The organism is Thermopirellula anaerolimosa (assembly GCF_054657335.1).
In genome coordinates, this window is sequence record NZ_BAAHYX010000006.1 from 2,242,105 (window position 1) to 2,257,062 (window position 14,958).

Consider the following 14,958-nt stretch of genomic DNA (forward strand, 5'->3'; position numbering starts at 1 on the left):
ACGCATAAAAGGAGTCGCCTCGATGGCTGAAGAAAAAATCATCGGTATCGACCTGGGTACGACCAACTCGGTGGTGGCCGTCATGGAGGGGAAAGAAGTCAAGGTGATCCCCAATCAAGAGGGAAACCGCCTGACCCCCAGCGTGGTGGCGTTCACCGAAAAGGGCGAAGTCTTGGTCGGCGAGCCTGCAAAACGTCAAGCGATTACCAACCCCAAGCGGACCGTCTATTCGATCAAGCGATTCATGGGTCGCCGTCGCGAAGAGGTTCAATCGGAGGAAACGATTGTTCCGTATCAAATCGTGGGCGACTCCAGCGAGTACGTGAAGGTCAAGATCGGCGATCGCGAATACACGCCGCCTGAGATCTCGGCCAAGGTCTTGCAAAAGCTCAAGGAGGCGGCGGAGTCCTATCTGGGTCATCGTGTGAACAAGGCGGTCATTACCGTGCCGGCGTACTTCAACGACGCCCAACGGCAGGCTACCAAGGACGCCGGTCAGATCGCCGGTTTGGAGGTCGTCCGCATCATCAACGAACCGACCGCCGCTTCATTGGCCTACGGTTTGGACAAGAAGACCTCGGAAAAGATCGTGGTCTTCGACCTCGGCGGCGGGACGTTCGACGTGTCGGTCCTGGAAGTGGCGGACGGCGTGTTCCGCGTCATCAGCACCAACGGCGACACGCACTTGGGCGGCGATGATTTCGACCGGGCGTTGGTCGATTACGTGGCCGACGAATTCAAGAAGGAATACGGCATCGACCTCCGCAAGGACCCCATGGCCCTCCAGCGGTTGCAAGAGGCCTGTGAAAAGGCCAAGAAGGAACTCAGTTCGGTGCAGCAGACGGAACTGAACCTGCCCTTCATCACCGCCGACGCGAGCGGTCCCAAGCACTTGCAAATGACCATCACGCGGTCGCAGTTCGAGCGCTTGGTCGATCATCTGGTGGAGCGTTGCCGCAAGCCCGTCGAATTGGCGCTGCAAGACGCGCGGCTTTCGCCAAAGGACATCGACGAGGTGGTTCTAGTCGGCGGTTCCACGCGGATACCCAAGGTGCAGGAACTGGTCCGGCAGATGTTCGGCAAGGAACCGCACAAGGGCGTCAACCCGGACGAGGTCGTGGCGGTGGGCGCCGCCATTCAGGGCGCCGTGCTGGCGGGCGAGGTCAAGGACGTGCTCTTGCTGGACGTCACGCCGCTGTCACTTGGCATCGAGACGCTGGGCGGCATCATGACCCGCATCGTGGAACGCAATACCACGATCCCGTGCGAGCGCAAGCAGGTCTTCAGCACCGCCGACGATAACCAGACCGCGGTGACCATCAAGGTCTATCAGGGCGAGCGCGAGATGGCCGCCGACAACCGACTGTTGGGCATGTTCAACCTGGAGGGCATCCCGCCCGCTCCGCGAGGCGTCCCGCAAATCGAAGTCACCTTCGACATCGACGCCAACGGCATCCTGCACGTGTCGGCGAAGGACCTGGGCACCGGCAAGGAGCAGAAGGTCCGCATCGAGCAATCCGCGGGTCTCTCCAAGGACGAGATCGAGCGGATGCGGCGGGAGGCCGAATCGCACGCCGAGGAAGACCGACGCAAACGCGAGTTGGCCGAACTCCGCAACAAGGCCGACAACCTCTGCTGGCAGACCGAAAAGCTGCTGAAGGATAACGAAAGCAAGCTCGGCGAATCGGATCGGCAGGCGATCCAACGCGCGATCGAGAAGACCCGGGAAGCCGCCAAGGCCGACAGCGCGGAGCGGATCAAGTCGGCCATCGCGGAGATGGAGGCCGCCGTGCACGCGTTCAGCAAGACGCTGTACGAGCGTGCCGCCGGGGCCGGTGCCGCCGCCGCGGGGACCGCGGGCGCGTCCGCCGGCGCCGCCTCCGACAAAGGCAAGGATGACGACACCATCGACGCCGAATTCGAGGTGAAGTGATCCGCCGAGTTCGGGCGACGGCGAAGCGTCCCGATCGTCCGAGCCTTTACGAAAACGACCAAGGCCGCTTTGGGATCGCGCGAGCGATCGAGGCGGCCTTTTTTACGGGCTGAGCGCGTCTCCCCGACGCCCCACCCGACCGCGAGCCGGCCCTAGCAGCGGCTTCGGCCGTCCGCGGGTCCCCAAAGCATCCAAGAAATCAACGCATAACGAGAAAGAAAGAAATTCAAAAGGAGGATATTCCCATGGCATTTCGTTTCGACAAACTGACCATCAAGGCCCAGGAGGCGGTCGCCGAGGCGCAGTCTCGGGCCGCCGATCGGCAGAATCCGGAAATCGATCCGCTGCATCTGCTGGAGGCGCTTTTGAATGAAAAAGACGGCATCGTCCGGCCCATGCTCCAGCGGATCGGCGTCCAGTTCGGCCACTTGGAGCGGATGCTCCAAGCCGAATTGCAACGTTTGCCTCGCATCTCGGGCGACGCCCAGCGGCAGCCTTCCGCCGCGCTGATGAAAGTGCTGGAGCACGCGCAACGGGCCGCCGACGCGATGAAGGACGAGTTCGTCTCCACCGAGCACCTGCTGCTGGGACTGGCCCAGGCGCCTTCCAAGGCCAAGGACATCCTGCAACTCAACGCCGTGGGCGAGAAGGAGATTCGCGAGGCCATGCGCGCGGTGCGGGGCAATAGCCGCGTGGAAGACCCCAACGCCGAGTCCAAGTATCAAGCCCTGGAACGCTACGGCATCGATCTGGTGGAACGCGCGCGGCGCGGCAAGCTCGATCCGGTCATCGGCCGCGATCAAGAGATCCGCCGCGTGATGCAGGTCCTTTCGCGCAGGACGAAGAACAATCCGGTTCTGATCGGCGATCCGGGCGTGGGCAAGACGGCCATCGTGGAAGGCCTGGCCCTCCGCATCGTGGACGGTGACGTGCCCGAAAACCTGAAGAACAAGCGGCTCATCGCGCTGGACATGGGGGCCTTGGTGGCGGGGACCAAGTACCGCGGCGAATTCGAGGAACGACTCAAGGCGGTATTGAAGGAAGTGGAGGGGGCCGGCGGCAACGTCATCCTGTTCATCGACGAACTGCACACCGTGGTGGGGGCCGGTCGCGCCGAAGGCGGTTCCGACGCCGCCAATTTGCTCAAGCCGGCGCTCGCTCGGGGCGAGTTGCGGTGCATCGGGGCCACGACGCTCGACGAATACCGCAAGTACATCGAAAAGGACGCCGCCCTGGAACGCCGCTTCCAACCGGTGTACGTGGGAGAGCCTTCCCTCGAGGATACGATCGCCATTCTGCGCGGTTTGAAGCCCCGTTACGAGGCCCATCACGGCGTGAAGATCAAGGATTCGGCCTTGGTGGCGGCGGCCCATCTGTCGCACCGCTACATCACCGACCGTTTCCTCCCCGACAAGGCCATCGACCTGGTGGACGAGGCCATGAGCCGATTGGCCATGGAGTTGCAAAGCGTGCCCGTCGAAATCGACCAACTGCAACGCCGAGTCGTGCAACTGGAATTGGCCGAGCGCCAATTGGCCGAGGAAAGCGAAGAGCACGCCAAGGAACGCCGCCGCGAAATCCAAGAGGAGATTACCAAGCTCCGCAAGGAGTTGCAGGATTTGCGGTTGCAATGGGAAAACGAAAAGGCCGCCCTCGAGGAAATCCAAAAGCTGCGGCAGGAATCGCAGCAGGTGGAACACGAGTTCAATCAACTCCAGGCCGGCATCAAGGACAAGCAATCGTCCGGGAGCATGGTGCCCGAGGCCGACTACCAGCGCCTCTACGAATTGGACATCCGGCGGCGACAGTTGCAAAAAGCGCTGGAGGACAAGGAGTCGGCCTATCCCGTCTCCGACGACCGCCGCTTGTTGCGGTTGGAGGTCGGCCAAGAAGAGATCGCCGAGGTCGTCAGCGCGTGGACGGGCGTGCCCGTGTCGCGGATGATGGAGACCGAGCGGGCCAAGCTGATCGTGCTGGAAGAGCGGTTGCACCTGCGCGTGGTGGGGCAGGACGAGGCGGTCCGGGCGGTCGCCAACGCCGTCCGCCGCAGTCGGTCCGGATTGCAAGATCCCAAGCGACCGATCGGGTCCTTCATCTTCTTGGGCCCCACCGGCGTGGGCAAGACCGAGTTGTGCAAGGCCCTGGCCGAGGTGCTGTTCGACGATGAAAACGCCGTCGTCCGACTGGACATGAGCGAGTTCATGGAACGGCACACGGTAAGCCGTCTGATCGGCGCCCCGCCCGGCTACATTGGTTACGAAGAGGGCGGGATGCTGACGGAGGCGGTCCGCCGCAGACCCTACGCCGTGATCCTGCTGGACGAGATCGAGAAGGCCCACCGCGACGTGTTCAACATCCTGCTGCAAGTGCTGGATGACGGGCGGTTGACCGATAATCAAGGCCATACGGTGGATTTCACCAATACCATCATCGTGATGACCTCCAACATCGGCAGTCAGGCCATCCAAGAGATCACGCGGAGCGGGGGACGCGAGGAGGAGATTCGCCGGGCGGTGCAGGAGGCCCTGCGGCATCACTTCCTGCCCGAGTTCCTCAACCGCGTGGACGAAACCATCATCTTCCATCCCTTGCGGCGCGACCAGATCCACAAGATCGCCCAAATCCAGATCGACCGACTCCGCCGTCGTCTGGCCGAGAAGGGCGTCCGGTTGGAGGTGACCGATCGTGCGATCGAGGCGGTTGCCGAGTTGGGATACGATCCCACGTACGGGGCGCGACCGCTGAAGCGCGTCATTCAGCAGCAGATCGAGAACCCCCTCGCCGTCGAACTCCTCAAGGAGAGCGACTGGGAGGGCATGACGGTTCGCGTGGATTACGATCTGGGCGAGTTCAGCTTCCAACGCGTCGTGGAGGCGGAACCCGTGGAGGATTGATCGCTCGGGCCTCACTCCCGTCGCCCGCAGAAGCGCGCCGCCGGGGCGACTCGGCGGCGCTTTTTTACGCGCCTTGTGCCGAGAGTCGCCGTCGAACGGTCATTCCGCAACGCGTTGGCGGATGAATCGCACGGTGGGATCGGCCCCGGCGCTCCCGCCGGTCAGCGTCTCGGCCAAGTAGCGGACCCGTTCCCGGGAGTTGATGGGAGATCGAAAATTGTCGCCCTTTTGCAGGATGATCCGCAGGTCGGGCATTTCGCCGAAGGCCTCCGTGCCCGCCACTTGGCAGGGGAACCAGTAGCCCTTGCCCTCGTCGTCGACGAGAAAGAACTCCGGATAGCAGTGCCCTTGCACCCAAACGGTCCGCGAGGGAATGCCCAAGGCCCGGCAAAGCGCGATGAACAACGACGTCATGTCCTCGCAGTCGCCGGTCCCGTCCTTCAACGCCGCCAAGGCCCCGCGGAGCGGCGTGTTCTGCTTGTACGTCACGTGTTCGCGGACCCAATCGTAAATCACCTTCACGCGGTCCCAGTCCTTGCCTTCGGCGGGAAAGATCTCCTTGGCCTTGGCGACGATCTTGGGATCCCGGGATTCGATCTTGGGACTGGTTCCCAGGAACGGTCGGGCATCGACGGGAATCTGCCGCGTCTCGGGGATGCGAAAGATCGAAGTATCCGCCGGGGGCAACTGCACGAATCGGCGGACCTCCACCGTGACTACGGCCTTGGCCTCCTTTCCGCCCGGCAAATTCGGAATTTGCACCACCATCATATCGACCAATCCATCCACGGTCTGATAGCGGACGGAAACGCCGGGGGAAATATCCTCCTCGACGATTTCGACCTGTTGTTCGGGCCAATCGCGCGGGATAGGCGCAGTCCCTTTGATACCGCGACAGGCCCCGCCCGCCGCCGTGATCACCATACCCGCCTGCCAACGCATGACCACAGGGTCGCCCAAGCGACAGCCCTTGCCGTCCTCGGTCTTGAACTGCCCGAACCCGGGACGGCACGCCACGAGCCAACCCCACAACACGACCGATGCTATCAAGAATCTAAACATGGCTGTTTGTTCCCCGACAAGTAAACTCGGGACGCCGTCGCCGTAGGAACCGGCCCCGTCATGACCCGTAGCGCTGCCACGGAATGCCCCCGCGACGGCGACCGTGATTGCACCGTGCCGGACGATGCTTCCTCTTCCTTCTTTATCATACGATACACAGTTTGCGGGACATGCGAAAAATAGGCCGTGCTTTTCGAGTCCTGCTCGCGCTATCCTCACGCAGCGTCGCCGCGTGCTTGGGGGCGGGACACATCCGCAGCCCCTCCGCCGACCGTTCGCCGGGAGGGATTCGGCACGCGGAAATCGTTCCGAGGTCAACGCTCACGTCGGGGATGCCGGAGCAAAGCTCGGGCGAGGGAAACGCCGGGAAGCAGCCTTGATTGGATGATGGCGGCTTTCCTATAATCCGCGGCCCTCTCATTGCCGTGCGAAGGAGTCGCGCGACGGGGGAGGACGCCATCCGACTCGGGCTTCCCGCCCGAGCCTCGACCGTGACGCACTGCAAACCCGGGCCGACTCCCCCACCGAGAAGGCCCCCGGACCGGCAAGGACGCCATTTCCCTGAGCGGTTACGCACACCACGGACACCGAAGAAGCACCGCTGCGCCCACGCGCCGACGGGACGATCGGGGCGGAATCCCCTCCGGATCGCGCCGTACCGACCGTCCGGGGTCGCGATGGGCAGGCATCGTCCTGTGCCTCGTCGCGTGGACGGGGTGTTGGATAGACCGGGCCGCGGCGACGCCTCCCGGATTGCCCCTCACGCCCGAGCGGATCGCCGCGGAAAGGACCGCCTCGCAGGCCGTGGTCCGTTTGCCGCAACCCAATCCCTCGGCCCCCATCAAGGTCACGGCGCAGGCGGCCAATCGCTGGCGGTTGGGAAGTTACGAGGTCTGGATTCTCCGCGGGAATTGCCGCATCGCGCAGGGCGGCCTGTCGCTGACCGGAAGCGAGGCTGTGCTGTGGATCGACCGATCGCCCGATGAAATGCGTCCGGCGGTCGCCGAGGATGTCTCCTCCGACTTCGTCCCCAACCTTCCGACGGGCGACGGTTTTGCCCCCGCCTCGGCTTTGGACGAACGGCAACCGGCGGTCACGGGATATCCGGAGACCGTGGGAGGCCTTGCCCGCCGCGACACCAAGGTGATCGTCTATTTGGAAAACGGAGCGGATGGGGCGATTCAGGGCGTCGGTCCCGGGGCCAGGTTTCAAGAGCGGGTCTATTTCGGGCGCCTTTACACGACGGACGACCTGGCCGTGGAGGCCCTGGAGATCGCGGGGGAACCGGCGGAGTTGCCGCCCGTCTTTCTCCGCGCGGCGGCACGGCGGAATGCCGAAGCCGACCGGTCCGTCCGGCAGGCGCAATACGCGGCGGAAAGCGATTCGGCAGGGGCGAGCGGTCCCGCCGATTCGTCGCCGTCCGGCGGCACCCGACGCATTCGCGTCTTTCCGCGCAGCAGCGTCCCCGTCCAAGCTCAATGGTTTCCCGACCCCAACGGCGGGCAATGGATCGGCTTGATCGACGCCGGCGTCAACTTGATCGTGGAAGAGGCCGGACCCTTCGGCACGATCGACATTTCGGCCGATCGCCTGGTGATTTGGGTGACCGGCGACGAGCAACTGAACCTGGCCGACAGCGAGGCGATCTCCTCCGACCTTCCCTTGGAAGTGTACATGGAGGGCAACATCGTCTTTCGGCAGGCGGATCGCCGCATCTACGCGGATCGGATGTACTACGACGTCAACCGCCGCGCGGGAATCGTGCTGAACGGCGAGTTGCTGACGCCCGTTCCCGATTACGACGGACTGCTGCGACTCCGGGCCGACATCCTACAACAACTCGACGAGAATCGCTTCTTCGCGCAAAATCTCTTCGTCACGTCCAGTCGCATGGGAGTGCCGGGCTACCGCTTGCAAGCCCAATCCGCGTTCTTGGAGGACTTCAGCGAACCGGTCTTCGATCCCATGACGGGCGAACCGGTGATCGATCCCGAGACCGGACGGCAAGCGGTGATCCATCGCCGTTGGGCCACGGGACGCGATAATTTCGTTTACCTGGGAAACGTCCCCATCTTCTACTGGCCCGTGCTGGCCGGCGATCTCACCAAGCCCACCTATTACCTCAATCGCATCCGCCTCCGCAACGACAACGTTTTCGGCACGCAGGTCTTGACCAATTGGGACGCCTACCAACTCTTCGGCATCCGTAATCGCCCCGACGGCACCGAATGGAGCCTGAGCCTGGATTATCTGAGCGACCGAGGATTGGGGCACGGCAGCGGCTTCACCTACGCCCGCAACGGCTTCTTGGGACTACCCGGCTATGCCACGGGATTGATCGACTATTGGGGCGTCTTCGACAACGGGTTGGACAACCTCGGCTTAGGCCGCCGCGCCCTGGTGCCCGAGAAGGATTACCGCTACCGCTTCCTCTGGCAACACCGGCAGTTCCTCAACGAGGAATACCAGCTTACCGGCGAGGTGGGACTGATCAGCGACCGCAACTTCCTGGAACAATTCTACGAGCGCGAGTGGGACGAACTGAAAGACCAAAACACCTCGCTGGAATTGAAGCGAATCTACGGCAACTCATCCTGGAGCCTTTCCGCGGGCGTCCGCATGAACAAGTTCTTCACGCAAACGGAGTGGTTGCCGCGATTCGACCACTACCGCCTGGGCGCCTCGTTCCTCTACGACAGCCTGACCTGGTACACGCACACCAGTCTGGGATTCGCGCGGTTGAGGACGGCCTCGACTCCCAAGGATCCCGCCGACGCCGCCGCCTTCGCCTACCTGCCCTGGGAGGTGGATCCCATCTCGGGCGTCCCGCTGGGCACCAACAGCGAACGCCTGATCACGCGGCAGGAGATCGACTGGCCGTTTCAGGTCGGACCCGTCAAAATCGTCCCCTACGCCTTGGGCGAACTGGGGCATTGGGGCGAGGACGTGTACGGCGACGATTTTCAGCGGGCATATGTGCAACTCGGGATGCGAGCCTCGCTGCCCGTCTGGAGTTACAACCCCTACATCGAGAGCGACCTGTTCAACGTCCACGGGATCGCGCACAAGGTCACGTTCAAGGCGGAGGCCTTTTGGGCCGACTCCAGCAACGACATGGACCGGTTGCCCCTGTACGATCCCTTGGACGACGACGCCGTGGAGGCCTTTCGGCGGCGGTTGTCGGTACTCACGTTCGGTCCGGGGACGGGTTTCGGAGGACCGCCCGTTCCGCTCCCCTTCGACGAGCGCACCTACGCCCTACGCAACGGCATGGCTTCGTGGGTCGCCGCGCCGAGCATGGAGATCGCCGACGACTTGACGCTGATTCGACTGGGCGTGGAGCAGCGATGGCAGACCAAGCGGGGGCAACCGGGCGCCCGCCGCATCATCGACTGGGTCACCTTCGACACCCATTTCTCGCTGTTTCCCGATTCCTCGCGCGACAATTTCGGCCGCTTCGTGGGACTGTGGGACTACGACGCTCGTTGGTTTGTGGGCGACCGCCTGACCCTGGCCTCCGGCGGCGTCTTCGACTTCTTCGATTCGGGACAAAAGCTGCTCACGGTGGGGGCCTACCTCAATCGCCCGCCGCGAGGGGATTTGTACGTGGGCCTCCGCATCCTGCAAGGGCCGATCGACAGCACGGTCCTGTTCACATCCTATTCCTACCGCATGTCTCCCAAGTGGATGTCCACCCTCGGCGTTTCGATCGATTTGGGGGAATCGAACAACATCGGGCAGAACTTCTCGCTCACGCGCATCGGAGAGTCCTTCCTGGTCAGCGCCGGCGTGAACGTGGACGCAGGCCGCGACAGCGTGGGCTTCAACTTCACCGTGGAACCGCGATTCCTACCCAAGCGGCGATTGACCGGAGCGACCGGAGCCGCGATTCCCGTCTCCGGCACCCAGGGTCTGGAGTGAGCCGAGGCTTGCGTCCCAACGCATCGAAACCGAAGCAGGCCGTGCCGCGATGCGCAGACCGAACGGCGAACGGACTCGCCCGGCGGACGCGCAGTCCGCAGACCTTGCCGAGTGCGGGAGAACGGCCGAAAGGAAGGCCGCCGCCCGCCGTAAGCACCGGCTAAGAATTGGCGGCGCGAGAAGTCCGTGTATCGGACGGAGTCCCGGCATTCCAGTCGGATCGCCGTCGGATGAGGCAGACCTCGTTGCCGGTCTCGTTGTACGTGACCTCATCCATGAAAGCCCGCATCAACAGCACGCCGCGACCGAAGCAGCTTTCCACGTTTTCCGCGTGGCACATCAGGTGCGTGAAGGGCTTCGTGTCGAAACCCGGTCCTTCGTCTCGCACTCGCAGGAGGATTTCGTCGGGCTTCAATCGCCCCTCCAGCCAAACCTTCCGCTCGGCGTAGGGCGACTGCACGCGGCGCTGCTCGGCAAGAGCGAAGAATTGCCGCTCGTCGTTTTCTCGCAGCGACGAGGAAAGCTCCAAATTGCCGTGAAACATGGCGTTGGAAAGGGCCTCTTGCAAGGCGATCGTCACGCGCGTGCGTTCCGCCGGATCGTCCCAACCCAGGTCCTCCAGCGCATCCTGAACGTAGTCGATCATCGCCGAGAAGTAGCGGCAATCGTTGTCGAGCGCGAAAAGAAACGACCACTGATGGAGACAACGCATCAATTCCGACCGCGCCACGCGGCGTTGTGAGGCCTGCATCACTTGCTCCACGGTGGAGGCCAGCCTTTTGCCCGCCAATCGCTTCGGTACGTAACTGGCGGCACCGCGGCGAAGGGCCTCCAGAGCGATCTCTTCGCTGCCTTGGGAGGTGATCAAAATGACGGGGACCCGGGGATGCCGCTCCCGAATCCTCTCCACCAAGGTCAGGCCGTTCATACGGGGCATGATCATGTCCGTGATGACCAGGTCGAAATCCCGCTCGTCGAGGATCTCGGCCGCCTCCATGCCGTCCTGTGCGGTGTGGACCTCCACGTCGGGCAGTCGCTCCAACAACCCGGAGATTAACCGCCGATCGACGGCCGAATCATCCACCACCAGGATCTTGGTCATACGGGTACTCCGTTGTTGGCAGCGGGGACGAACGATCGGCTCCCCAGTCGAAGGCGGCGGATCAGCCCGCGTCGCCCTCCGGACTCTCCCCGGCGCGGAGTCGAGGAATGACCGCCCGCAACCGCTCGCTCGCCTCGCCCACCAATTGGGACAACTCCTCCCACTCGGCCAAAAGGGTTTCGAGTGCGGTGTCGCTGAGCAAGTGCCTCTCCAAAGCGTACGCCGTTTGCGAGGCCCTTGCCACCCCAAAATACCGCAGAGAGCCGCCCAAGGTATGTGCGGCACGGCGGGCGCCCGGCCAATCGGCACGATCCACACCCTCTCGGATCGACTGCAACAGCGTGGGCGCCTCTTGGAGAAAGGTCTCCACGAGGTCCGCCAGAAGGCCGGCATCTCCCCCCGTCGTCGCCAGTGCCGTCTTCCAGTCGATCACGATTCCCGTGGTCCGTTTCCGCTCCCGCGATTCCGGCGGCCTCTCGGACTCCCTCGGCGGGGGTTTGGTCGGACCGGGCGCTTGGAGTCCGGACCGGGCTTCGGGTACCGCATCGGTTCCAACGGGCGGCGGCTCCGACGCGGCGGTCTCATCGCCAATCGGGCGGGACTGCGTCGGGACCTCTTCCTCCGGTCGGCCGGCACTCCGCTCGGCGGCCTGCCTCAGAAAATCATCCCCCCGAACCTGCCGCAACACCTGCACGATGACCTGGAAGAAGTTGGTCACGTCGATCGGCTTGGCGAGGTAGCCGTCCATGCCCGAAGCCAGCGCCGCTTCGCGATCGCCTTGCATGGCGTGGGCGGTCATGGCGATGATGGGCAATCGCGGCGCCCCGCTCTCGCGTTCGCGCCGCCGAATCTCCTCCGTGGCCTGATAGCCGTCCATTTCCGGCATCTGGATGTCCATCAAGACCAGATCGAAGTCTCGACGGTCCAGCCACTCCAGGGCCTGTCGTCCGTCGCCGGCAACGACGACCTCGTGCCCGGCCTTTTCCAGCAGCGTGACGGCCACCTTCTGATTGAACGGGCTGTCCTCGGCCAACAAGATTCGCAATCGCGGCAGTGCGGGCAGTTCCGCGGGCGGCATCCCCGTGTCGGGCGGATGCCACGGAACGCCCAATATCTCCGCCACGGCGTTGTACAACTCGGACTGTTTGACGGGCTTGGTGAGGGCCAGCGCCACGCCCAACTCGCGGAGCGTGCGTTGATCGCCCGGACTGTCGGCGGAACTCAGCACGATCACCGCCGTCTTTTCCGGCGGCAATAGCTCGCGGAGACGGCGGATGAACTCCAGTCCGTTCATGCCGGGCATGAGCAGGTCGGTGAGAACCAGATCGTACGGGTTCTCTTCCCGCAGCGACGCCCGCGCCATTTCCAACGCCGCCTCGCCGGATTCGGCGGCCTCGCCGGCCAACCCCCATTGGGCCAGCATTTCCTGGATGATGCGGCGATTCGTGCGGTTGTCGTCCACCACCAGAATCCGTTGCCCTCCATACGGGCGAAGATCCGTCGGCGGTGTTTGGGTGCGGGGTTCCGTGACCACGGGAAACCGTGCGGTAAAGGAAAACGTGCTGCCCTCTCCCGGCGTGCTTTCCACCCAAATCCGCCCGCCCATCAATTGCACCAGGCGCTTGCAGATCGCCAGACCCAGGCCCGTGCCGCCGAATCGCCGCGTGGTGCTTTTGTCGGCCTGCTCGAAGGCGGCGAAGATGCTTTCCCGTTTCTCCGGCGAGATACCGATGCCCGTGTCTCGCACCGAGAACTGCAACTCGGCCTCATTCTCCGAACAACTCAAACACAGCACCTCGACCACGACCTCGCCGCGCTCGGTGAACTTGACGGCGTTATCGACCAAGTTGACGATGACCTGCCGTAATCGGACCGGGTCGCCGAGCAGGGCGTCGGGCACGCCGGGGTCCACGCGATACGCCAATTCCAACCGCTTGCTGTGCGCGCGGAGGGCCAACCCCTTCATGGTGTTGCCCAGTTCTTCGCGCAGGGAGAACTCCACGGACTCCAGTTCCATGCGGCCGGCCTCGATCTTGGAGAAATCGAGGATGCTGTTGATCAGGGCCAGCAAGGTTTCCCCGGCCTCGCGAATGATCTGGAGATAATCCCGCTGTTCGCCCGTCAGCGGCGTTTGCGCCAAAAGCTGGGACATGCCCAGGATGGCGTTCATGGGCGTGCGAATCTCGTGGCTCATGTTGGCCACGAAAAAGCTCTTGGAGCGACTGGCTTCCTCGGCGGCCTGCTTGGCCTGCTCCAAAGTCCGCCGGGCGATGATCTGGTCGGTGACGTCCCAAAAGACCGCCTGCACCCCGACCACGTCTCCCGCCGCATCCCGAACCGGAGATTTCATGACCTGCACGTACCGCAGGGCGCCGTCCCGCTCGTATTGCTCGATGTCTTCAAAGAGCCGACCGCTTTCCATCACGCGGCGGTCGTCTTGCCGGTATTTGGAGGCCAGGTCGGGCGGGTAGAAGTCGAAGTCGGTCTTGCCCAAGATGTCCGTCAAGGGCCGACCCAACAGGTGGCAGAACGAGGAATTGGCGAAGGTGAATCGCCCTTCCCGATTCTTTCGCAGCACGTGGACCGGCAGATTCTCCACCAGCGAAAAATAAAGGGCTTGCGAATCCCGCAAACCCTTTTCGATGTTTTCGCGGCGTTGGATTTCCTCCTCCAACATGCGGTTGGCTTCGCGCAGTTCCCGCGTCCGCTCCTCGATGAGGCGTTGCGTCGCCAAGGCGCGCCCGCCCAGCGCGTGCACGTAAAGCGATAGTAAGACGGAGCCGAATAGTCCCACGCCCAAAAGCCACCAGGCCCCGAGACCCCGGCGTTGTTCGATGTACGCGGAGCTGGGACGCATGGTGATCCGCCATTCGCGCCCGGGCAGCGAGATCGTCCAGTTCCAATCCCACCGCATCACGGCCGCATCCCACGGTCGCAAACCGGACCAATCGCCCACGGAAAGCAGGTCGTGGTTCCCTTCATTAGACTGCGACGTATCCACGACGGAGAGGTGGATTCCCTGCTCTTCGCACCAACTCCGCAGCGGCGCCAGCAGCGCCTGGATGTCCACCACCACGATCAAGACCCCCGACGCCTGGTTGATGCGTTCCATGGGGTCGTCGGGTACGTATTGAAAGGGGAAGACGGGCCACCCGATCAAAAGATATTTCGGTTCGGCGGCACCCGCGGCGGCGCTGGTTCCGCCGCCTCCACCGGTGTTGGCGGGTGAATTCGGATCGGGCGAGCGAACCGGCGAGAGGTCCGACACCAACCGCGAGGCGATGCCGCCCGCCGACACCGCATGCAAAAGGGCCTCAAACAGATCGTCGCGCGAGGCCAAATCGAAACCCTGTCCCTCGCCCGTGCTCCGGCGCGGTTCGATGTACATGATCGGCATATGCAGCGGCCGGGTTTGCGCGCGGACGCGATTGCCGGCACCGTCCAATTCCCAGATGTCCAGGCCGTTGACGCCGTTGCGGTCGGCCTCTTGATAGAAGTTCAGCAAGTCGTCGGGACGCAGGATGGGTACCCACGCCGCGAAGGAGACGTCGGAATAACGCGACAACAAGAGGTCGCAGACGGCGGAGAACTCCCAGCGCTCGACGCGTTCGGACCCGGCGTAGAGGGCGGCCAGAAAGTTGAGAAGCCCCACGTCGCGACTGATCGAAGAATCCAAAAGTTGGACGCGTGTGCGGCACTGGTTGTGGCACTGTCCGGCGATCCGCCCGCTTTCGCGCTGAATGTTGGCTCGCCACAGAAGAAAGGAACCGGCAGCCCCGATCAGGAGGATGACCAGCGTCGTCAACCGTAACCGGAACGGCGCCGACCCCAACAGGGCCGGAAAAAACCGCCGCGTCTCCGGACTGGCCGACTGCATGTTCATCTTCTCATCGCCTTGATTCCGGCGTGAACGAAGATAGGAAGCTTAGGACAAGACGGGAAAAGACGCGAAAAAGGCACGTCGGGGCGGGCTAGATCCCCCGCGAAAGACCGGGCGGCACGGCTTTTCGCCACCGCCGCGCCCTCCCCCGCGTCCGGCGTTTCCC

Annotated in this window: 6 protein-coding genes; 3 read left to right on the top strand and 3 right to left on the bottom strand. The window is 63.6% G+C overall.

Going from position 1 to position 14,958, the window contains the following annotated elements; translation table 11 throughout:
- Window positions 1-22: 22 nt before the first annotated feature.
- On the top strand, window positions 23-1,933 hold the full coding sequence (gene dnaK / locus ACYQ6J_RS14115; RefSeq protein WP_460184830.1) for a molecular chaperone DnaK: 1,911 nt from the start codon (window positions 23-25) through the stop codon (window positions 1,931-1,933).
- A 245-nt stretch (window positions 1,934-2,178) separates the two neighbouring features.
- Window positions 2,179-4,827, top strand: coding sequence for an ATP-dependent chaperone ClpB (clpB, locus tag ACYQ6J_RS14120; RefSeq protein WP_460184831.1), 2,649 nt, complete (start codon window positions 2,179-2,181; stop codon window positions 4,825-4,827).
- Window positions 4,828-4,926: 99 nt separating this feature from the next.
- Here the strand turns inward: clpB and ACYQ6J_RS14125 are convergent, their stop codons facing one another.
- Entirely contained in the window at window positions 4,927-5,889 is a 963-nt protein-coding gene (locus tag ACYQ6J_RS14125) for a transglutaminase-like domain-containing protein (protein WP_460184832.1), read from the bottom strand.
- A gap of 753 nt (window positions 5,890-6,642) precedes the next feature.
- On the opposite strand from ACYQ6J_RS14125, the gene ACYQ6J_RS14130 reads away from it, so the two are divergent.
- Window positions 6,643-9,810 carry an LPS-assembly protein LptD gene (locus ACYQ6J_RS14130; RefSeq protein WP_460184833.1) on the top strand — a complete coding sequence of 1,056 codons (3,168 nt, stop codon included), beginning with the start codon at window positions 6,643-6,645 and terminating at the stop codon, window positions 9,808-9,810.
- Between the two features lie 160 nt (window positions 9,811-9,970).
- Here the strand turns inward: ACYQ6J_RS14130 and ACYQ6J_RS14135 are convergent, their stop codons facing one another.
- Together ACYQ6J_RS14135 and ACYQ6J_RS14140 are read right to left on the bottom strand one after the other, a co-directional pair.
- Window positions 9,971-10,912 carry an ATP-binding protein gene (locus ACYQ6J_RS14135; RefSeq protein WP_460184834.1) on the bottom strand — a complete coding sequence of 314 codons (942 nt, stop codon included), beginning with the start codon at window positions 10,910-10,912 and terminating at the stop codon, window positions 9,971-9,973.
- Between the two features lie 61 nt (window positions 10,913-10,973).
- On the bottom strand, window positions 10,974-14,795 hold the full coding sequence (locus ACYQ6J_RS14140; protein WP_460184835.1) for a response regulator: 3,822 nt from the start codon (window positions 14,793-14,795) through the stop codon (window positions 10,974-10,976).
- Between the last annotated feature and the right edge of the window lie 163 nt (window positions 14,796-14,958).